The organism is Rheinheimera sp. SA_1 (genome assembly GCF_001669775.1).
Classification (GTDB): Bacteria; Pseudomonadota; Gammaproteobacteria; order Enterobacterales; family Alteromonadaceae; genus Pararheinheimera.
Map to the genome: position 1 here is coordinate 293,547 of NZ_LXWK01000018.1, position 19,734 is coordinate 313,280.

The following is a 19,734-nucleotide window of genomic DNA, read 5'->3' on the forward strand; positions in this document are numbered from 1 at the left end:
TGAAGACACCCATGCCACTGCAGCACCACTGCAATGCAAACGTTCCTGCTCTGTCGTTTTGACTACTCAATAAATGTAACCCTGGGGCATCAAAACTACTTAACACTGATACCCTAAGGTTTCATATTGATACCTGAAGGTATCAACTTATAACAAGCAGGAGCGTTCAGCATGACCACATGGACTATCGAAGAACAGGAGAATTGCGTGAAAGCGGCCATCACCAGCGCGGCCTTTCTCAGTTGGTTAACCGGTTTTCATCTGTTAAAAGACATCACGCTACTGTGGTTTCAGCTCAGCACGGTCAGTGAGGTGATTGGTGCTGCGATCGTCCTGCCGTTGATTTATTTCATGTACAAAATGTGGCAACAACCCAAGCTGCTGTCGTATGGCTGGAGGTTGCGGGAAATATGTGGTGACTTTCCGGACGAGTATTTGCGCTGTCGTTTTCAGCGGGCGACCACGCTGGCATTTCAGTTAACCATCATGACGGCTTTTTTCGGCCATGTGGCGACGCAGCTGGTGCTGGTACATGGTCATCCGCAGTGGCTTTCCTATCAACAGGTACCATTGCTGACGGTATTCGTCGGGATGCTGAGCTTTTATCTCAGTCTGCGCAATGTGCTGGATGATCAGGACGAGCTTACAGAGGAAACTCGATAATGGACGAACAATCCCTCTACAACCGAATAGCCGAACTGCGTGCGGCCAAAGGTTTATCGCAGCAGCAACTGGCCGACGCTATTGGTGTTTCACGTAAAACCATCAGTACCGTCGAAACCAGCAGGTTTACACCTTCGGTGATTATCGCATTACAAATGGCTCGGTTTTTTGATGTGCCGGTCGAACAGATTTTTAACTTTGCTGATTTTCAACAGGCGGAAAAATAGGCATAGGTCATCGCCGAATGGTGCTCACATTAATCAATAACAGCACTAAATACCGTCGTACAAACCATCATATTCAACTGTTGTTGACCGGATTGGTCGGGTGAAAAACTCGGGATAGTTAACCAATATTGCTCCGCCCCCTTTTTATTTTTGAAATTCCCTGAAATAAAGTTGCGGCTAGCTCCCTCTGTATTATGTTGATTCAACCAACCGCAAATACAAGAAGGTGCATTTTGGGAAACTCAGTGAAGAGTCGGATTTTTATTGGTTATGCCGCAATATTCCTCGTCACCCTGGTTGCAGCGGTGCTATTGCTGCAAAGTAATCGTCAGCTCATGCAGCAAGTCGGCGGATTTGTCGACCGCTCAGTGCCGGCATTACAAGCCGTCTCTGCCGTACAAAATATCACCGGGCAGCAAGTGCTGGCAGGTTATGAGTTATATGGCACCGTGCTTGAAAGCGGCAAATTTACTGCCCAACAACAGCAGATGCGGCAGGCAATACAAAGTCATCTGACAACGTTGGATAACATCGGTGGCCAGGCATTACAACAAGAGCAACAGAAACTGCAACAAGCGCTGCAGCAACTATTAAAGGTGATGCAGACCGCCCCGGTTGATTGGGATCAAGCCCGTATTGAACTGAATCTGATCAATCAAACTGCCAGTAATCTCAATCAACAACTGGAAAGCCTTGCCGCCAACATTACCGGGGATGCACAAGCAAGTACTGAAAATATCAGCAGCGCATTGTCGAAAAATAGCAGTACCGTGGTGGTGTTATTGCTGTTGATCGTATTGGTTGCCATCGGTTTTTTCCTACTGGCACAAAAGCAAATTGCCAATCCGATCATTCAGTTATCCAGCGAGTTACAACAAGTGGCTGACAGCCGCGATTTAACCCGCCATCTGCACACCGACACTGTGGCCGAAGTGAATAGTGTGGCTGCCAGTATCAATCAGCTCCTCGGCGTCTTTAAAAGCGGCATTGCCGATATTTATCAAGCGATCCGCGGTATTAATCAGGCGGTTGAATCCCTGGCGGGAAGTTCAGCACAATCCTCAAATGCCGTAGCGCAGCTCCAAAACACCATCAGTCTTCTCGTCAACAGCATGACGCAGCTGGAACAACATATGGAAGATAGTGTTGGCCGGTCGATGCATGCCGCCACTTCAGCACAGGCCGGAGCAACCGTGATGTCGCAAAGCCAAATTGAAGTCCAGCAGACTGCGGATAGTATTCGTCAGCTGTCGGGCGACATCGAAACCAGCGGCCAAATGTTATTGACCTTGCAGGTGACCGGCACCGAAGTGTCCGGCGTGGTGAAAACCATTGCCGATATCGCCTCGCAAACCAATTTACTGGCGCTCAATGCCGCGATTGAGGCCGCGCGGGCGGGTGAATCCGGACGTGGTTTTGCAGTGGTGGCCGATGAAGTTCGAACACTGGCAGTGCGGACGCAACAATCGACCGCTGAAATCAACAAAATGCTGGCAAAAATAGTCAGCTCCATTCAGGCCGCCGTTACCAATATGCAGTCCAACCGAGAAACCGCGCAACACTCGGTCGAGCTGGCTTGTCAGTTAGTGCAAACCCTGGAAAACGGCCGCCAGCTGATCCTAACGCTGGCCGATGTCAGTCAGCAGGCCGCTGATTTGGCTAATCATTCCCAGCAAAAAGCCAGTGAACTAAAAAATGAGATCCTGGCATTTGAACAAAATGGTCAATCGGTCAGTGCCGCTAATCAGGCGGTAGCGTCGACCAGTCTGGCGTTAACCGGACTTGCCGGACAGTTGCGCAACACGGCAGCGCTATTTAAGCATTAGGAAAACCAGCTCGCCTGATATCAGGCTGCAAGCCGATGGCCTGAATGGCAGGCTTGCAGCGCGGTATTCCACTAAACAGTGAAAGAAAATTGCCAGGTCGCAGGTCTGATGCCGGTGTTTCATCCATTCAGGTTATTGTTATGCTGCAAGCCGCATTACTCCTTATCGCCCTGTCGGCTGCGCTAATCGCGTGGTCACTGCAAGCCGGTCAATATGGCTCTTTTACCGCCATCACTACGTTTTATACCGAGGCGACTCCCGCGCTACTCGCCCGGTTGGCCCTTTACCAGATTTGGGTACTTTGGGCCGTCGTCATACTGGCGCTGCTTGCGCTGCGTTGGCGGCTGGCGCAGCAACTGCTGGCGATCTTGCTGCTGCTGTTTAGCATGTTGCCGTTGCTCAGTTTATTTGGCAGTCAGCATTATATTGCCGGTCTGGGTGGCTTTCCGATTATTGGCTCAGGTCAGGGCGTGATTAAATTTCTGGCGCTGCTGGTGATGGCCATTACGTTATGGCGTTGGCCCGTCGCCAAACCGGCAGAACGTTTCTGGCTGAATTTTCTGCCGGTAGGCCTGGTATTACTATGGATTGGCGGGATGAAATTCTTGCCGTTTGAAGCCAAAGGGATCGTCGATTTGGTGAGCAGCTCGCCGTTACTGAGTTGGTTATATTTGCTGGCCAACGAACAAGCGGCATCGAATTTAATTGGCATTTTTGATTGGCTGGCGCTGGTACTACTCGCAGCCAGTTACCGCTGGCCAGGATTGTTTATTCCGGGTTTTCTAATGTGCGGCTCGGTATTTTTTACTACTCAAACATTTTTATTTAGTTTCGCTGGCGCCTGGGCATCACCGGCGGTGCTCAGTAGCAGCGGGGTTTTTATCATCAAAGATCTGTGGTTTATCGCCAATATGCTGTTGTTATGGCACGCTTGGCAGCAACGGTGGCCACGACAACGGCCCGAATTCGTGTCTGAGTAAAAAAGGCTCTAAAAGCAGACTTCGCGAATGGTAGGAAATTGTTAATGAATTTGCTCCAGCCCTTATTAATGCAAATAAAATAAGCCGGTTAAACGGATTCGTAATGGGCTGGCGGTTCCGTTCTGGCGAAAATTTCAACACACTGTTGCTCAATGCATTTTAGTGGCTTGGGGACAGATTTTCATGCCGACAGTGAGCAGTATCAGCAACAACAGAAAACCCATTGCACCTTTCTTGTTGTGGCTGTCCTTTTTTGGGCCTCTTTTTAGCTTATGTTTTGGCATAGCGGCATGCAGCACCGACCAAGACCAGTTTTCGGCCAGCACAAATACTGCGAGCAAAACCGCATCCGCCAGCTTTGACAATCCGATTATTAAATACAACACCACAGACCCAACCAACCAGGCGGGTGATCTTATCTATACCGCAGATCCAGCGGCGATGGTGGTCGGTGACACTGTGTATCTCTATACCACGCATGATGAACAGTCTTTGGCAGGCAATGACTACCGCATGTACGACTACCGGCTTTGGACCAGTACCGATCTGATCCGTTGGCAGAATAAAGGCACGGTCTTTCGATACTCTGACTTTGCCTGGGCCCGCGGCAACGAAAAAACCGGCAACGCTTATGCTCATCATGTTATCCAGCGCCAAGATGCGTCCGGCAAGCCCAGGTATTATTTTTATGCCGCAGTCGAGGGTGGCCAAACCGCCGGGGCATTTGGTTTTTCAATTGGCGTTGCCGTGTCAGATAGCCCTAATGGGCCGTTTATGGACCCGCGCGGCATGCCGATGATTTTGCTGGAAGATACCGCCAAAGATAAAGATCACAGCTGGCGCAATATCGACCCAGCGGTTTTTATTGATGATGACGGCCGGGCGTACCTGTATTGGGGCAATAAACAATTATGGTGGGTAGAACTTGAAGCCGATTTAGTCCATCTCAAAGGTGAAAGCTACAGCCTGGATGCAAAAGGCCGGATGCAAAACCGCGATACCAGCAAAGTTAAAATCCATGCTGTGGATAGCCTGCCGAATTTCGAAGAAGGCCCTTATCTGTCAAAACATAACGGCATTTATTACCTGGTTTATGCGGCGGGGTTTCCGGAGAGTCTGGCTTATGCCACCAGCACTGCCGTGACCGGCCCTTGGCAATATCAGGGCATCATCATGGATCCACTGCCGAACACCACCACCATCCACCCCGCCATGTTTGATTTCAACGGCCACACCTATCTTGCATATCACAGTGCCGACTTGCCCGGCGGCGGCAATTACCGCAGATCAGTCAGCATCGACCGGGTGTATTTCAATCAGGATGGGACCATTCAGAAAATCATCAGGACGACAAAACCCTAGTCACTCAAAGCGCAATTCAGATCAAAAGGAAACCTTGAAGATGAACAACAAAGGAAAAAATTGGCTGCGATCTGCAGCCGCCGTATTAACCAGCTGGCAGAGGGTTCGACAGAGCATAATTCTGGCATTTTGTATATTTACGGCGCAGGCGATGGCCCAAGCCAACGACCAGATGACACCGATCGCCATTCCTAAACAAACTCAGGCGATAGAACTTGGCACCCCGCCACTTCCGACTCCAGAGTCCGGTGTGCTGACGCAGGAATCATGGCATACCCAATATGGCAGCCGGTTTGCGCGAAACGTGACTATTGCCACGCTGACACCATTTCTGCCAGAGCCGGGCAAAGCCAGCGGCGCCGCGGTCATTGTTGCGCCCGGTGGTGGTTTTCGCACCTTGTCGATGGACAATGAAGGCTGGGATGTCGCCCGCGCCCTGGCCAAACAAGGCATCGCCGCTTTTGTGCTGAAATATCGGTTAACTCAAACACCAGCCGATATGGCTGACTTTCAGCGCTCGATGGCACAGATGTTTTCGCGCCGGCCACCACGGCCAGATCCGGCACAGATGTTGGTTCAGCTGGCGCCACAGCTTGAAGATGCTCACGCCGCCTTTGCGCTGGTGCGCAGTCGCGCGAGCGAATGGCAGATTGACCCGGATCGTATCGGCATGATCGGTTTCTCAGCCGGCGCCATGCTGACGATGGCGACAACTTTGGTCGGCAAAGACGCTAAACCGGCGTTTATCGCCAATATCTACGGCCCGCTCGATGCTGTGGCCGTCCCCGCTGACGCCCCGCCGCTGTTTGTGGCACTGGCTGCAGACGACCCGCTGTTCGCCCTTGGCAAATTTGGTTTGATTGAAAGTTGGCACGCCGCGAAAAAACCGGTCGAGTTTCACTTTTACGAACAAGGCGGCCACGGCTTTGGCATGTACCCAAAGGAAACCACCAGTACCGGCTGGTTTAATGCTTATTCCAGCTGGTTAAAAATGCACGGGATGCACAAGCCTAAAGCCTAAGAAGCAAGATCAGCACTGCGCCATAGGACCCGCCAAGGGTGGATAGGCGCAGCGCCATCCACCACTTGTATATTTGCACGATTCAAAACGACCGACACCACAAATAAAACTTTGCCGAATCGTCTCACAAAGACGTTTTTTCAATAATTTAACCATCAAACCACCATGCGCCATCCCCATGGCGCAAAGGCGCTGCGCTCTACCCCCGCTTCGGATAACCAAACTGATATGAAAACCATGCAAATTTTTTGTTGACGGCTAAAAACCTATCTACTACATTTGTAGAAATGAAAACTACAAACGTAGTAATAGGAAAAACCATGAAGCTCAGCGAATTCGAACTTGATGTGATGCAACTACTTTGGCAACACGAACCTTGCACAGCAGCACAGCTGCATGAACGTTTGTCGCAAAGTAAAAAAGTAGCATACACCACGGTGAAAACCATCGTCGATCGTCTTGAACAAAAAGGGGCAGTTGCCCGCGCCGGCCAGCAAGGCAAATCGATTATTTATCGTTCCTGTGTGGACCAAAGTACGTTGTCAGATCAAGCGACGCCGGGGTTTATGCAAAGATTCTTTGGTGGTGATTCAAGAAGCTTAATCGCTCACTTTATTAAGCAGGAAGAGCTAAACGAAGATGATATTGCATATTTGCAAAGTTTATTAAAAGACAAAAAACAAGCGAAGTAGGAAAATATCATGATGGATTATTTAATGACCTGCACCGCCATTAGTATCAGTGCATGGCTTACCAGTATCTTTTTAAAAAATGCACCGGCCAGAATAAGTTTCTATCTGCTGATGTTTGCCCTCGTCAGTTGGTTTATACCGTGGCAGCTTGTGCCTGATACTTTTACTAGCAAAGTGCAGGTTGATGCATGGTTCGACATGACACCTGTCAATCTGCAGAGTCCGGTGCTCACGGCACAAGACCAAAGGGGCGCCCAGCAACTGCTGGTTACTCAGCAGCCGTGGTATCAGCAGTTCACCTGGGGACATCTGCTTATGGTAGTTTTTGTGGTGGGGATTGCACTATTTTTGCTGCGGCTGCAAAAGTATCTGGCGACGATTAACATGCTGAATAAAAACGCCATTCATAGCAAAAACCTCACTCCGGCAGGTCGGGCATATCCGGTGAAAGTGACACAACTAAACACGCCAGCCATCGCCACCGGTTTATTCAAACCCACCATCTGGATTGACGCCAATCTGCTGCAACGTCCTGAATTAGACTCAGTGTTATTGCACGAAACAACCCATATCAGGCAGGGCGATATCATTTGGTTATGGCTGATTTGTCTGACCGAAAGTCTGTTCTGGTGGAATCCAATCTGCCGGCTGCTTTCTGCGAAAGCCAGGCAAGTGTTAGAACTTAGTTGTGATGAAAGTTGCTTTAAACAGTTACAACAAAAATACCAGTTTGATTTGGCCAGCTTATTATTAAAACCTTTGGCTGGTTCATCAAAACAATCTTTGGCTGGGTCGCCGATATTAAATATCGTCAACAGCAAAGATTTTAATATGCAACGAGTGAAAATGTTAAACAAGGAGAAAGTTATGAAGATAAAACATCTGGTGATATTAATGGCAGCAGTATCCGTCAGTGCTGTTGCTGCGGTGCAATTTAGCGATACTAAAACAGCAGATCCGGTCACCCAGACCGCACCATCAGCAAACAAAACAAATTTAAGCGAAGCATTTAACACGCAGCAGACAGCGTTATTACAGGCTGCAGCCAAAGCAAAAAGTGACGATCCAGCTGATTTAAAGCAGGTTGCAGCCAATATCCATGCCTGGCAGAACAATCGTACTGAGCTGACCTTGCGTGAAGAACAAACAATGAAGCTGCAAGCTTTTACGTTGCTGGCGCATGTGCAACATAAGCTTGGGCAGTTTCAGGACGTGATCACCACGTTTGAAGCATGGTACCCGGCAGGCAGTGACGTACCATACTTCCTTAGAAACTTCACCGCCATTACTTATCTGAAGTTGAATAATCCGGATCTGGCACTGAAAGAGCTCGCAATTCTGCAGCAAGCTATCGGTGAAGATATTCGTCCTGGTTCACTTTATATGCTGGCACTGGCTTATGCAGAAAAAGCCGATTATACCGGGGCGCTGAAGACGCTGTCCCACCCTAACGTGCTCGATAATCAGCCAACCAAGATGTTGAAATACTACATCTACAGTCAGCAAAACAATGTGCAACAGCGTGACTTGGTGAAAGCGACGTTGCCAAAAGACATCGCCAGCAAACCGGCAATTATGCCTGGAGTTGACCTCCCTGGTTCACCGCTGCTGCAATTGCTATCTACTACGTAATTGCCAGCACTTGCTTGAGCAGCGATGTTCATTACTCTGTCAAATCTACGGTTTGCCGGAGTTTTGTTATTTAACCTCAACTCTGACTTCTTTTTCTAAACTGCGCCGCTTTGTGGCGATTGCCGCACAGGGCCAAACTGCACCAGCGACGTTTGTGGGCTTTGGTGCGGTCGTAGAACCACAAAATGCAGTCTGGATGTTCTCATTGCCTGACCAACGCAAAGTCGCCTTCGGCCAATAACTGGGGCTGCGGCAGCAGAAACCGCCACAGGTAGCGGGCACCACACTCAGGTGCGGTATCAGACCCTCGAAGTGCAGGGCATCGATGTGTTTTACCGCGAGGCGGGTTTACCCCGCCGCCAGTTATTCTGCGTCCGCTGACCGAGGCAGGTTGCGTCGGATTCGGCCATCCAACAGATCTTTAACCCCGGCATGTTTAAAGTGATGGGTAAAATCCAGTATGGCCGCTTCCAGCTGTTCGCCGCTGCCTTTGGGCGATTCATAACCACCGGTTGTCACATAAAACAGCTGGTCGCGCACCATCACGTCTAGCTCCATCGAACAAAGCCCAGACGCCATTGCAAACTGATAATTGATTCTCATACTGCACCTATTCTGGTTGCATCAATAACTGTGTTTAACACAGCGACAACTGCTGCGCTGCTGACCAACATAGCATTGGGTGAACCACAGGCGCCAATATTTGCCTGATCACGGCTGGGTGATAGGGGAAATCCAAAACCCAACTCCAACCTTAATTCCAGCAAGACAAGTGCTGCATGAGAAATCCTCAAGCAGAATTCCAGCTTATTCATTTTTCTTCATGGTCGCGTCGGCGTATAAAGCTCAGTAAGCAGCGACATTCAGACGTATAGACTTCCAAAGCAATTGAATGAAACGAAGCTCAGACTAAATGCTGCAGTAAAAGCTGCAAAGCACTATTGGTAACACAAGGCAAGACGAGGCAGAAAAAGCAAGCATTGCAGTTTTGCCGCCAACATTGGGGAGCGGATCACCATGAAAACTGATTTCACATTTTCGATTAAAAGTATTTGTTTTGACGAGCATTATTCGCCGTCCGACAAAACGCGGCTGACCACCAACTTTGCCAATTTGGCGCGAGGCGACAGCCGCCAACAGAATCTGCGCAATACCCTGAAGATGATTAACGATCGCTTTAACTCGCTGGCGCATTGGGACAACCCGACAGGCGATCGGTATGCGGTTGAACTTGAGATCGTTTCGGTGGATATCAATATCAAAAACGCTGGCAACGCCTTTCCGTCGATTGAAGTATTAAAAACCAACATCATTGACCGGCACACCCAGGAGCGATTTGACGGCCTGGTAGGGAATAACTTTTCGTCCTACGTCCGGGACTATGATTTCAGCGTGTTGCTGTTAGAACACAATAAAAATCAACAGCAATTTAGTATTCCGGATAATTTTGGTGAGCTGCATGGCCGGTTATTCCAGCATTTCGTCAACTCAGCAGCCTACAAAACTAACTTCAAAAAACTGCCGGTGATCTGCCTTAGTGTGTCCGATAACAAAATCTATCAGCGCTCTGCCAATCACCATCCGGTGCTGGGGATTGAATACCTGGCGAATGAGTCGTCGTTGACGGAGCAGTATTTCAGCAAAATGGGGTTAAAGGTTCGTTACTTTATGCCCGAGAGTTGTGTCGCGCCGTTGGCCTTTTATTTCTTTGGCGATTTGCTGAATGATTACAGCAATCTGGAGCTGATCAGCACCATCAGCACCATGGAAACATTCCAAAAAATCTACCGGCCGGAAATTTATAATGCCCATGCTGTGGCGGGGCTGCGCTACCAGCCTGATTTAAAAAGCCAGCAACATTCACTGACCAAAATTGTGTATGACCGGGAAGAACGGAGCAAGCTGGCAATTTTGCAGGGTAAATTTGCCGAGGAACAATTTATCAAACCTTATCAAAGCTTGCTTGAACAGTGGTCGGCCACTTACGCCCGCTAATTCAAATAACAGTTCATACAAGAATCCAAACAACATTCTATTAAAATTCAGCGCGGTATGATGATGAATACGAAGACAAAAAAACTATTACCTACCTCCACTGCCGGCAGTTTACCCAAGCCACTCTGGCTAGCAGAGCCCGAAACCCTGTGGTCGCCGTGGAAACTCCAAGGCGAAGAACTGACCGATGGCAAAAATGATGCACTGCGCATCGCCATGCAAGAGCAACAACTGGCAGGGATTGATATCGTCAGTGATGGTGAGCAAACCCGGCAGCACTTCGTCACCACATTTATTGAGCACTTAAACGGGGTCGACTTTAGCAAACGCCAGACCGTACGGATTCGGGATCGCTACGACGCCAGCGTGCCAACAGTCGTTGGGCCAGTCTCCAGGACCAAACCGGTGTTTGTCGAAGATGCGATGTTTTTGCGCCAGCAAACCGATAAGCCAATTAAATGGGCGCTGCCTGGCCCGATGACGATGATCGATACCTTGTACGACGATCATTATAAAAGCCGGAAAACGCTGGCCTTCGAATTTGCCAAAATCCTCAATGAAGAAGCCAAAGAATTAGAAGCCGCCGGGGTTGATATCATCCAGTTTGATGAACCAGCTTTTAATGTGTTTTTTGACGAAGTAAACGATTGGGGCATCGCGGCGTTAGAGCGCGCTATTGAAGGCCTGAAATGTGAAACCGCCGTGCATATTTGTTATGGCTACGGCATCAAAGCCAATACCGAATGGAAGAAAACGCTGGGGTCAGAGTGGCGGCAATATGAAGCCGTGTTCCCGAAACTGCAAAAATCCGCCATTGATATTATTTCGTTGGAATGCCATAACTCGCAGGTGCCGCTGGAACTGCTGGAATTGATCCGGGGTAAAAAAGTGATGGTGGGCGCTATTGATGTGGCCAGCAATGTCATTGAAACGCCTGACGAAGTGGCCGCGACGCTGCGTAAAGCGCTGCAGTTTGTTGATGCCGACAAGCTATATCCTTGCACCAACTGCGGGATGGCGCCGCTGTCACGCCAGGTGGCCAGAGACAAGCTGAAGGCGCTTAATGCCGGTGCAGAAATCGTCCGGCAAGAACTGTTGGCAGCTGCCAGATAGCATTCCAACTTCACCTGGTCGCGAGCCAGTTAGAGCGCCATTAAGTTGCAAGATTGCCTGTGATATTCCGGCGCACTACCGCTATCGCGGTGAGTGACACCCTACGGTAAATATCAAAATTTATGTGTAAAACAAGGGTGGACTCGACCCTGCGCCAAGCGCTGGGGCAGTCCGCCATTGGCAGAGCACCACCTTTATTGACAAGAAGTAGTCGTTTATGAATGTCATCGAATTTGCACATACCCACCTTGCCAGCGTTTTGGCATTAGCCGCTACCGGTGTCTTCGCCGGCCTGCTGGCCGGTTTATTGGGCGTCGGTGGCGGAATCGTCATCGTACCGGTACTGTTTTTTCTGTTCCAAAGTTTTGGCGTATCCACCGATTCCGCCATGCTGGTTGCCACCGCCACGTCACTGGCCACCATGATCCCAACCTCGCTCAGTTCCATTCGTTCGCACCGGCAACAAGGTAATGTTGATTTTGGCTTACTACAACGCTGGTCGCCCTTTATTGTCGCTGGTGTGTTGGCCGGAAGCTGGTTAGTAACGCGAATAGACGGCAACTGGTTAACGCTGCTATTTGGCGTGATTGCGCTGTTATCTGCACTCAATATGCTGTTTCGAACTGGCAAACCGGCGCTGTTTCCACAACTGCCCGGGAAGTCAGCGCAGCGCTTGATGGGCAGCGGCATTGGTTTCTTTAGTTCCATGGTCGGGATTGGTGGCGGTACCATTTCGGTGCCATTACTGACGCTTTACAACTACCCGGCACATAAAGCCGTTGGCACCGCGTCAGCCATCGGCTTGCTGATTGCGCTGCCAGGTGCACTCACGATGTTAGTGCTCGGCAACACCCCAAACGACGCGCCCGTCGGCACTGTTGGTCTGGTTAATCTGCTGGGGTTTTGTTGTATCGTGCCACTCACCGTCTTGTTCGCACCGGTCGGCGCCGCCCTGTCCGCCCGGTTGGATGCAGTTAAACTGAAAAAAATCTTCGCGATTGTGTTGCTGTGCACTGGCGGACGAATGTTAGGGCAGTTGTTGTTTTAGCCATAGAAACTGTAGAAACTGGGGTCAGATCAAAATTAAACATTCGCTGCGCCGGCTGAGCGTGGCAAAAAGCACTGTATGCTCCTGAAATAGCAGGAAGAAAATAGTATGATGAACCAGGAAAACAACAAGCGATGAAAACCCCAAAAACTGTAACAGCGCTGGAAGATTTTGGCCGTGTTCAACTGTCACCTTCATTTTTTATGCGGGATTTTTTGTATTCAGAAATTTCGCAAATTGAAGGGATCCCAAATGTGCCTGATCATCCGGAAATTGCCATTGCAGCGGGCCGCGAGCTTTGCCAGCGACTGCTTGAACCACTGCAGGCGAAATTCGGCCGGATCAGTATTCGGTCGGCTTATCGTTCACCCGCAGTCAATGCCAAAGGGGCAGAAAACGGCAATCAATACAATTGTGCCCGCAATGAAGCCAATTATGCCGGCCATATCTGGGACTATAAGGATGAAGAGGGTTGCATGGGCGCCACCGCCTGTATCGTCATTAACGCTTTTCTGCCTTATTACGAACGAACCGGTCATTGGCAAGCACTGGCCTGGTGGATCCATGATCACCTACCGGAATACTCCAGCATGTACTTTTTCCCAAAACTGGCTGCCTTTAATATTTCATGGCACGAACGCCCGAAAAAGGTGATCAAAAGCCATATTGAATTAGGCAAAGGCATCCTCACCAAACCAGGTGAAGCAAACTTTGCAGCTGACCATCGTTCGGAATATGCGCAAATGTTAAAAGAGCTGGGTTTGTCATAAGTTTGAACTCTGAGCCTGCGCTCAGAAATAAGGCGGACCGCGGCGCTCCAAAACACACCGTAACGCCTATGGTCATTTACAAACAAATCACATCTCAATAGACTAGAATAAAATTTTTGCAACCTAAACCCTGCCTTGATAACTATATCCGCCAGATTAAAGTTGTTGCCTGAATTTTTCCACTGAGTGCAGAAAGCCCACATGTCCATCGAACAGCTGCAAACTGCTGTTCGTTCATATTCATTAAACGAGGATTGTTAATGCAAAAAGTATTCGTTTTATTGGTATTGTTGTTGAGCTCAAACATAGCAAAAGCAGCAATCATCGATTTTCACTGGAACGCAGGCTGGCAGGATATTTTCTCTGGCTATGTAGATACTAAGAAAAACTCATTATTTATCAATAAATTTCACGCCTGGACACCAGGTCTGAATCACTATTCGAGCCCGTTGTTACCAGACTTTTCTGATACCAGCTTGTTTCCGAATAATGAATGGGAACTACGTGCCATTACGGCAGATGGTTCTGGTTATGATATTGAAGATAATTGGAACGGTATGTTTGGAGATACTTGGGGCTTTGCTTCTGATCTGTCGCTAGACGAAATCAAATATACTAACGGTATGGTCCCCAAACATGAGTTTTTCGGATTTTATGCTGGTATCGGGATCACCAAAATGCATTTTAATCTCACCGGGCATTATTCTTATTACCCGACAGGGGCTTCCAGGTTGTACGACAAGCAACGAATCAGTTCAGCCTATTCGTTTCTTGCCATATACAGTTCATTTCCTTTCGTGCCTGAGCGGGTAGAAGAATTTACCGGACCTGTAGACATTGTACACTCCAGTGGTTCACATACTATCCAGCACAGAAACACAGTATCAGAATCATCCCCGCTGCTGATGTTGTTATGCGGTGCTTTGCTGTTAGCCGTCAGAAAGTCGCTGCTGAAAACTAACAGATAACAGCAAATGCTAAAATGAAAAAGCCCTCAGCTAATTGAGGGCTTTTTTGTCAGTGCCAACGAAGCGCCTTGCCCGCCGGCACTCCACTGTGTTTACAACTGTCGAACCGTTATTGATTTGATTTTTCTTTGCCATGCTTTGGTGAGCGCGGGCCATATAACAAACCGTTGCGCGCTTCTGGCGATAACAAACGGGCGGACGCTATGCCAGCAATCTCAAAGCCGGTGTCCAAAGCGGTTTCCAGAATCTGCGTCACTGCCGCTTCGACCAACATCCCGACGACACCAAAGCCGTTGTTATTATTGTTTTGTTCGCTGCTGGCAGCACGGGCACTGCCTTGCCATAAGATTTCATTGGTTTTGTTGTCAACGAGTTTCGCCTGCACCACCACTACAGTATCACTGGAGAGTACGGCGTAAGAGGTGCCGTACTGCTGCACTTCGATATACATCACCGCATCCGCACCAAAGATCTCATGGAGCTTCTTTGCAGAAACCGCATGGATGTCTTCGGCAACAGTCAGACCGTTGTTTTTAAAGGTTTCATCCACCAGCGCCACCGGAAACACATAATAACCAGCTTCCGCCAGCGGCACTGTCACATTCGCTAACACCCCATAAGGCGCAATGACTTCAGTGGTATGGTTGATCGGCGGCAACACCAAAATTGACTTTGGATTGCTCTGCTTAAAAGCGGTGTAATCCATGCCGGTTGGAACCGTTGCACAACCGGTCAGAATGATGGCTATCGCTAAAGCGGCAAATAATTGAATGTTTTTCATGATTTACCTGCTTTCGCATTTTTCAGTAAAAAGTCGATAAATTGTGCCGACTCCGGATACAGCGCTTTTTCTTTGCGTAAATAAGCAACACCCGTCTCCATCTGACCACTTTCAATATACAAGTAGCCTAAGTGAGCATTCAGACCCGGACCCACTGGCAGATTTTTCGCAGAACTCTTAGCGATGGTTTTTTCCAGCGCTGCAATTTCCTCAGTCACCGACGAATCTTCGTTTTTAAAGTGCGCGTAGACAGCATCTTGATAAGCGCCGTAATGATAGAGCGGCTTGGTTGTTTGGCAGCCGCTTAGCGTTGCCACGGCCACGACCACTGCTAAAAATTTTAGCCTCATCACCATTGGCATCAAAGAGGGTCTCACTGCGGTTGCCATTGGTTATTTTGGATGCCTTCCACCAGTTTGTTTACTGCTTCGCGCATGGCCAAATCTAACACTTTACCGTTGAGGGTAGCGTCATAGCTGGCAGTGCCGCCAAAACCAATCACTTCACGATTTTCCAGACTAAATTCACCGGCGCCCATTACGGAGAACACCACAGCTGAGGTTTCTACATCCACAATATTTAACGCAACTTTGGCATATGCCACTTGCTCTTTGCCTTTGCCGAGCAGACCAAACAATTGTTTGTCGCCGGTTTGTTTACGGCCAAATTCAGTGACATCACCGGTCACCACATATTTAGCCCCAATTACTTGTTGATTGGCGCCGGCAAACTGCGCTTCTTGTGCTAATTCGGCCATATTGGCGCGGTCCATCACCAAAAAACGATTGGTTTGTTGTAAGTGGGTCAACAGAATGGTTTTGGCTTGTGACCCCAGCTGGTCGGTTTCAGCGTTAAAAATACCATTTTGGAAGTTGGAGCGGTTTTGGAATTTGCCAACCACCAGTTTGCTTTTTGGGCCTTGGTAAGCCTGATAGCTGGCGTTTACTTTTGGCGCTTCAATAGTGCGGGACGATTCATGAGCACTACAACCAGCCAACACAATCAGGGGCAGTAACAATGCGAATTTGCGGGATAATTTGAGGGGTAATTTATGGAACGTACTTTTCATTTAAATGTCCTTTTCACGTAAAAATGGCGGTAATAACTACAAGCTATCCACATTTAACTGCAAGAATTTTAGACGCAGCCTGAACAAGCCAGACTTTTTTTCGCCGGCTTTTTTCGTACCAGGCGCACGGTTTGCAAATGCTGTGGCTGCAAGCAGCACTTTGCAGCGGATTAACCCGGCAATGGAGTCGTTCTAATGTGATAAATCTCCCCGAAGTTTCCCCCCCAAAGGAGGTTGTGACGGGCAATCCTGTTTTTAGGGCTATCAACCTAATACAGTACGTAACGCCCTTTGCACTTCAGCACTGCTACTGCGTGGCGACAAACGCAAGGTTCTGTAACTGTCCCCACGGAAACTGCGGTCCACTTCAACCACTAGTAACATATCGGCGCCGTCGGGCAAAAACGACAATTCCACTTCTTTCACCCCCGACAACCACTGGCGCGGGCGGAATTCAAATTCCTGATAACAGCCAACTTTGCTGCGTTTACCTGGCACTTGCAGAAATCCTTTTTCCACATCTACTTTTTGCAGCTGATAACCCAAAGCCAGCATCGCGTCGATGCAATTGAGCATCAGCGGAGTGGCATCTATGCGCAATAAATCGCTGTCGGTCGGATCCAATGCCATATCAATATCGGCTTCGCTGGTTAACCAGACCTTGCTCACTGTGTGATGTGGCAAATGCGTCACCGGCAGCTCGTCAACTAAGCGCAATTCAAACGGCAACTGATGCCGCGCACCAGGCTCCACCAGCATGGCATCGGCCAACCGAAAACGTTGCAAACAAAAATTCTGATAAAACTCGCCGTTGTCGGCTTTGACCTTCACCCGTGTCATCAACGCTAAATCAAAACCATTAATTTGCTGTGCCACAGCACCACCCAGGATCTGAATTTGGCCTTTCAGGCTACCACCAGGCACACACTGATTTGTCTGCAGTTGGGTATCAATCTTACAAGCGCCAATACCGGCTGAAGCAAGGAGTTGTTTGAACATCTGATAATCCTTATTAATGAAGAGTTTTCCCTGCGCCCTATTTATGGCCAAAGCGCAGTTTTGACAAGCACTACCAGGGTTTTAATTGTTAACAAATGTGACATGTTGGGGAAACATCAAAAGCTGAGGGGGCGAACTTGCGACACTGTGAAGCAATCGCATCACGTAGCAACAAGGGTTCGGTCACAGCTGCAACATCGACACAGGACCGCCTGCCCACAGTTCCATCATTGGATAGCGACACGAATAACCAGCAAATCAACCTTCGTTGGTCAGTGCTTTTTCGAAAGTAAAAACAAGTTTCGAAATATCACGAATTTATCATTTTTTTGCCTTATGTCTGTTTTGTTTCTGTGCATTCCTGCGCCTAGGCTGCAATGACCGGCCCACAACCCACGCACAGAGGCCGGAATATTCAGCAGCAAAGCTGCCATAAAAATCTTCCGATGCAACAAGGAACAACATAATGAAAATCCACTTACCTGGGCTGGCGCTTGCGCTGAGCTTAGTTTTACCTGTGAGTCAGGCAGCGGTACCTTTTGTCGATCAAACTCTGCAGTTTCGTCAACCCAATGGCCAAAAGTTGACGATTTATTTATCCGGCAACAACTATTTTGCCGAGCAGCGCCTGGCCGATGGCAAACTGGTGGTCTATGACAATAACCTCAAAGGTTATGCTTACGCCGTGGTGAGCATGGATGGCAGTGAACTGCAATCCACCGGGCAATTGGCGCAAACGCCTATCAGCAAACAGAGCGACACCGGTTTATTGCAAAACCAGCAACAGGGATTAAGCCCGAAGGCCAAAGCAGCGTTAGTTAAGCAAGCGCAACAAACACTGCTTGGCAACGAGGAGCCTCACCTGCATGGTCCGCAACATCTGACCGAGGGTTCCAGCAAGGCTGCCGATACCAATCCTCTGGCGCTGCCTTCAACAGTTCGAGGCCTGACTGTTATTATTCAGTTTCCAAATCAAACCGGTACCATCAGCAAAACCCAGGTGGAAAGTTTCCTCAATGATCTGACTTACACCGGTTTTGGCAATGCGCAGTCCGTGCGCGGCTATTTCCAGCAGGTGTCTGGCAACAAGCTGGATTACCAAAATACCGTCACCCGGTATTACACGGCAAAGAAAAACAAAAGTTATTACACCGACAACAGCCTATCGTCGTCCGTGCGTTCGCAGGAACTGATCAGCGAAGCACTGAACTGGCTGGAATACACCGAAGGTTTTAATTTTTCCACCCTGACCACCAACAGCAGCAAACAAATCCTCGGTTTGAATTTCTTTTATGCCGGTGAAGCAGATAGCGCCTGGTCCAAAGGTTTATGGCCACATATGGGCGGTTTATCACCACGTTTTTGCGCCGACGGTGTTTGTACATCGCTTTATCAAATCACCAATATGGGCACAAACATGGCGATCGGCACTTTCGTGCATGAAAGTGGCCATTTATTGCTCGGCTGGCCAGATTTATATGATTACGACGGCAGCTCGGAAGGTTCTGTTGCGGCATTCTGTGTGATGGGATATGGCGCCATCGGGGCACAAAACAAGTTTAAGCCCACACCACCGGTTGGCGTCTTTCGGCACTTAGCTGGCTGGGATACCGTCACTGAACTGAATCCCGCGCTGAACAGTCAGGCACCGACCGGTCAACTGAGCCATACCTCCGGCGCCCGCCAGCTGTATCGCTGGGGGAATCCGGCCAATACCAAAGAAGCGTTTTATATCGAAGCGATTCATCAAAGCGGCCAGAACCAGTATCAACCTGATCAAGGGTTGGCGATTTGGCACGTGGATCCCAGTGGCAGTAACTCCAACGAATGGAAACCTTATATTCAGATGGAGCACGCCGACGGCAAGCGGGATCCGGAAAATAAACGCAATCGCAGCGACGCTACTGATCTGTATGATGGCAATACCACCGCTGAATTTAATAAAAACTTTCCCAATGCACTGACCAGCCGCGGCACCAACGCTCTGTGGTGGAACGGCAGCGATTCCGGGCTGAATATCAGTCAGATCAGCAGTCCGGCCAGCACTATTAACTTTACCCTGGCAGCTGCCAGCGCAGGCGACACCTACAGCGGAACGCTAGCGGCGGGCGCACAGGCAATAGTACCGAATAACAGTTATTTCCAATATAACGGCGGCACTCTGCGCCTGACATTGAGTGCAGCCAGCGGCACCAATTTTGATTTGTACCTGCAGCGCTGGAACGGCAGCAGTTGGGCCAACGTCGCGCAATCGACCGCCAGTAACTCGAATGAAAGTTTAAGTTATGCCGCAAGCAATGGTTATTACCGAGCTCTTGTCAGGTCAGTCACAGGTGCGGGCAGTTATCAGCTGAATATTCGGAAGTAACTGAGGTGTAAGATTAATCAGAACTTCACCAGAGCCTGACTTTTGTCTGGCTCTGTATTTTCGGATGCGATGAAAAGCACTCAAAAAGGACAAGGACTGAATAAAGACAGCCGCGACGCCTGCAAATTCTGTTCAAAATCAAACGACATGGCAAAGGAAATGACTGTCCAGGATTGCTTGCTGCTTGAAACCAAAATCTTCGCTACACTGGCTTTTATTG

At 49.0% G+C, this 19,734-nt stretch carries 20 protein-coding genes and 1 pseudogene; 14 read left to right on the top strand and 7 right to left on the bottom strand.

Translation table 11 applies throughout. From position 1 onward, the window contains the following. Nucleotides 1–171: 171 nt before the first annotated feature. From A5320_RS18995 to A5320_RS19030, 8 genes are all read left to right on the top strand, one after another. Complete coding sequence (locus A5320_RS18995; protein ID WP_068068841.1) at nt 172–663, top strand: hypothetical protein; 492 nt, start codon at nt 172–174, stop codon at nt 661–663. Beyond that, nucleotides 663–890, top strand: coding sequence for a helix-turn-helix transcriptional regulator (locus A5320_RS19000; protein WP_068068844.1), 228 nt, complete (start codon nt 663–665; stop codon nt 888–890). The genes A5320_RS18995 and A5320_RS19000 overlap by 1 nt, the downstream gene beginning before the upstream one ends. A gap of 245 nt (nt 891–1,135) precedes the next feature. After that, the gene (locus tag A5320_RS19005) at nt 1,136–2,716 is read left to right on the top strand and encodes a methyl-accepting chemotaxis protein (protein WP_197490189.1); all 1,581 of its coding nucleotides are present in this window, start codon (nt 1,136–1,138) and stop codon (nt 2,714–2,716) included. Between the two features lie 140 nt (nt 2,717–2,856). Continuing rightward, nucleotides 2,857–3,696 carry a DUF417 family protein gene (locus A5320_RS19010; protein WP_068069120.1) on the top strand — a complete coding sequence of 280 codons (840 nt, stop codon included), beginning with the start codon at nt 2,857–2,859 and terminating at the stop codon, nt 3,694–3,696. A 183-nt stretch (nt 3,697–3,879) separates the two neighbouring features. After that, nucleotides 3,880–5,058 carry a glycoside hydrolase family 43 protein gene (locus A5320_RS19015; protein WP_068068849.1) on the top strand — a complete coding sequence of 393 codons (1,179 nt, stop codon included), beginning with the start codon at nt 3,880–3,882 and terminating at the stop codon, nt 5,056–5,058. A gap of 40 nt (nt 5,059–5,098) precedes the next feature. Further along, nucleotides 5,099–6,079, top strand: coding sequence for an alpha/beta hydrolase (locus tag A5320_RS19020; protein ID WP_068068852.1), 981 nt, complete (start codon nt 5,099–5,101; stop codon nt 6,077–6,079). Nucleotides 6,080–6,327: 248 nt separating this feature from the next. Next, nucleotides 6,328–6,771, top strand: a complete 444-nt coding sequence (locus tag A5320_RS19025) for a BlaI/MecI/CopY family transcriptional regulator (RefSeq protein WP_197490190.1) — start codon at nt 6,328–6,330, stop codon at nt 6,769–6,771. 9 nt (nt 6,772–6,780) lie between these two features. Further along, entirely contained in the window at nt 6,781–8,403 is a 1,623-nt protein-coding gene (locus A5320_RS19030) for a M56 family metallopeptidase (RefSeq protein ID WP_068068858.1), read from the top strand. Nucleotides 8,404–8,479: 76 nt separating this feature from the next. Here the strand turns inward: A5320_RS19030 and A5320_RS22465 are convergent. The 3 genes and pseudogenes from A5320_RS22465 to A5320_RS22035 all read right to left on the bottom strand — a co-directional run. Next, a pseudogene (locus A5320_RS22465) lies at nt 8,480–8,593 on the bottom strand (CGNR zinc finger domain-containing protein); the annotation flags it as partial. 173 nt (nt 8,594–8,766) lie between these two features. Further along, a complete protein-coding gene (locus A5320_RS19040; protein WP_157606083.1) occupies nt 8,767–9,006 on the bottom strand; it encodes a hypothetical protein in 240 nt (79 codons plus the stop codon). Further along, entirely contained in the window at nt 9,003–9,218 is a 216-nt protein-coding gene (locus A5320_RS22035) for a hypothetical protein (RefSeq protein WP_157606086.1), read from the bottom strand. Before A5320_RS22035 ends, A5320_RS19040 begins: the two co-directional genes overlap by 4 nt. A gap of 202 nt (nt 9,219–9,420) precedes the next feature. Here A5320_RS22035 and A5320_RS19045 point away from each other — a divergent pair, with 202 nt between their 5' ends. The 5 genes from A5320_RS19045 to A5320_RS19065 all read left to right on the top strand — a co-directional run bounded on the left by A5320_RS19045 (nt 9,421) and on the right by A5320_RS19065 (nt 14,297). After that, nucleotides 9,421–10,398 carry a DUF1852 domain-containing protein gene (locus A5320_RS19045; RefSeq protein WP_068068869.1) on the top strand — a complete coding sequence of 326 codons (978 nt, stop codon included), beginning with the start codon at nt 9,421–9,423 and terminating at the stop codon, nt 10,396–10,398. Between the two features lie 63 nt (nt 10,399–10,461). Continuing rightward, nucleotides 10,462–11,511: a methionine synthase gene (locus A5320_RS19050; RefSeq protein WP_068069123.1), complete on the top strand. Its 1,050-nt coding sequence runs from the start codon at nt 10,462–10,464 to the stop codon at nt 11,509–11,511. 217 nt (nt 11,512–11,728) lie between these two features. After that, nucleotides 11,729–12,559 carry a sulfite exporter TauE/SafE family protein gene (locus A5320_RS19055; protein ID WP_068068872.1) on the top strand — a complete coding sequence of 277 codons (831 nt, stop codon included), beginning with the start codon at nt 11,729–11,731 and terminating at the stop codon, nt 12,557–12,559. Nucleotides 12,560–12,693: 134 nt separating this feature from the next. Then, the gene (locus A5320_RS19060) at nt 12,694–13,329 is read left to right on the top strand and encodes a peptidase M15 (protein WP_068068875.1); all 636 of its coding nucleotides are present in this window, start codon (nt 12,694–12,696) and stop codon (nt 13,327–13,329) included. A 260-nt stretch (nt 13,330–13,589) separates the two neighbouring features. Next, nucleotides 13,590–14,297, top strand: coding sequence for a hypothetical protein (locus tag A5320_RS19065; protein WP_068068878.1), 708 nt, complete (start codon nt 13,590–13,592; stop codon nt 14,295–14,297). A 109-nt stretch (nt 14,298–14,406) separates the two neighbouring features. On the opposite strand, the gene A5320_RS19070 is transcribed toward A5320_RS19065, so the two are convergent. The 4 genes from A5320_RS19070 to A5320_RS19085 all read right to left on the bottom strand — a co-directional run bounded on the left by A5320_RS19070 (nt 14,407) and on the right by A5320_RS19085 (nt 17,146). Next, nucleotides 14,407–15,078 (bottom strand): DUF799 domain-containing protein, encoded by a 672-nt coding sequence (locus A5320_RS19070; RefSeq protein ID WP_068068882.1) that lies wholly within the window; start codon nt 15,076–15,078, stop codon nt 14,407–14,409. Beyond that, nucleotides 15,075–15,440, bottom strand: a complete 366-nt coding sequence (locus A5320_RS19075; RefSeq protein ID WP_197490194.1) for a DUF4810 domain-containing protein — start codon at nt 15,438–15,440, stop codon at nt 15,075–15,077. Before A5320_RS19075 ends, A5320_RS19070 begins: the two co-directional genes overlap by 4 nt. Before the next feature lie 11 nt (nt 15,441–15,451). Next, entirely contained in the window at nt 15,452–16,147 is a 696-nt protein-coding gene (locus tag A5320_RS19080) for a CsgG/HfaB family protein (RefSeq protein WP_068068885.1), read from the bottom strand. A 264-nt stretch (nt 16,148–16,411) separates the two neighbouring features. Further along, nucleotides 16,412–17,146: a sporulation protein gene (locus tag A5320_RS19085; protein ID WP_068068888.1), complete on the bottom strand. Its 735-nt coding sequence runs from the start codon at nt 17,144–17,146 to the stop codon at nt 16,412–16,414. 466 nt (nt 17,147–17,612) lie between these two features. Between A5320_RS19085 and A5320_RS19090 the strand changes: the two genes are divergently transcribed. Next, nucleotides 17,613–19,514, top strand: a complete 1,902-nt coding sequence (locus A5320_RS19090) for a M6 family metalloprotease domain-containing protein (protein ID WP_068068891.1) — start codon at nt 17,613–17,615, stop codon at nt 19,512–19,514. Nucleotides 19,515–19,734 lie beyond the last annotated feature (220 nt).

What these genes read in the sequence shown, in the direction of transcription:
- A5320_RS18995 (WP_068068841.1), top strand. Translation starts at nt 172, where the DNA reads ATGACCACATGGACTATCGAAGAACAGGAGAATTGCGTGAAAGCGGCC.
- A5320_RS19000 (WP_068068844.1), top strand. Translation starts at nt 663, where the DNA reads ATGGACGAACAATCCCTCTACAACCGAATAGCCGAACTGCGTGCGGCC.
- A5320_RS19010 (WP_068069120.1), top strand. Translation starts at nt 2,857, where the DNA reads ATGCTGCAAGCCGCATTACTCCTTATCGCCCTGTCGGCTGCGCTAATC.
- A5320_RS19015 (WP_068068849.1), top strand. Translation starts at nt 3,880, where the DNA reads ATGCCGACAGTGAGCAGTATCAGCAACAACAGAAAACCCATTGCACCT.
- A5320_RS19020 (WP_068068852.1), top strand. Translation starts at nt 5,099, where the DNA reads ATGAACAACAAAGGAAAAAATTGGCTGCGATCTGCAGCCGCCGTATTA.
- A5320_RS19030 (WP_068068858.1), top strand. Translation starts at nt 6,781, where the DNA reads ATGATGGATTATTTAATGACCTGCACCGCCATTAGTATCAGTGCATGG.
- A5320_RS19040 (WP_157606083.1), bottom strand. Translation starts at nt 9,006, where the DNA reads ATGAGAATCAATTATCAGTTTGCAATGGCGTCTGGGCTTTGTTCGATG.
- A5320_RS22035 (WP_157606086.1), bottom strand. Translation starts at nt 9,218, where the DNA reads ATGAATAAGCTGGAATTCTGCTTGAGGATTTCTCATGCAGCACTTGTC.
- A5320_RS19045 (WP_068068869.1), top strand. Translation starts at nt 9,421, where the DNA reads ATGAAAACTGATTTCACATTTTCGATTAAAAGTATTTGTTTTGACGAG.
- A5320_RS19050 (WP_068069123.1), top strand. Translation starts at nt 10,462, where the DNA reads ATGAATACGAAGACAAAAAAACTATTACCTACCTCCACTGCCGGCAGT.
- A5320_RS19055 (WP_068068872.1), top strand. Translation starts at nt 11,729, where the DNA reads ATGAATGTCATCGAATTTGCACATACCCACCTTGCCAGCGTTTTGGCA.
- A5320_RS19060 (WP_068068875.1), top strand. Translation starts at nt 12,694, where the DNA reads ATGAAAACCCCAAAAACTGTAACAGCGCTGGAAGATTTTGGCCGTGTT.
- A5320_RS19065 (WP_068068878.1), top strand. Translation starts at nt 13,590, where the DNA reads ATGCAAAAAGTATTCGTTTTATTGGTATTGTTGTTGAGCTCAAACATA.
- A5320_RS19070 (WP_068068882.1), bottom strand. Translation starts at nt 15,078, where the DNA reads ATGAAAAACATTCAATTATTTGCCGCTTTAGCGATAGCCATCATTCTG.
- A5320_RS19075 (WP_197490194.1), bottom strand. Translation starts at nt 15,440, where the DNA reads ATGCCAATGGTGATGAGGCTAAAATTTTTAGCAGTGGTCGTGGCCGTG.
- A5320_RS19080 (WP_068068885.1), bottom strand. Translation starts at nt 16,147, where the DNA reads ATGAAAAGTACGTTCCATAAATTACCCCTCAAATTATCCCGCAAATTC.
- A5320_RS19085 (WP_068068888.1), bottom strand. Translation starts at nt 17,146, where the DNA reads ATGTTCAAACAACTCCTTGCTTCAGCCGGTATTGGCGCTTGTAAGATT.
- A5320_RS19090 (WP_068068891.1), top strand. Translation starts at nt 17,613, where the DNA reads ATGAAAATCCACTTACCTGGGCTGGCGCTTGCGCTGAGCTTAGTTTTA.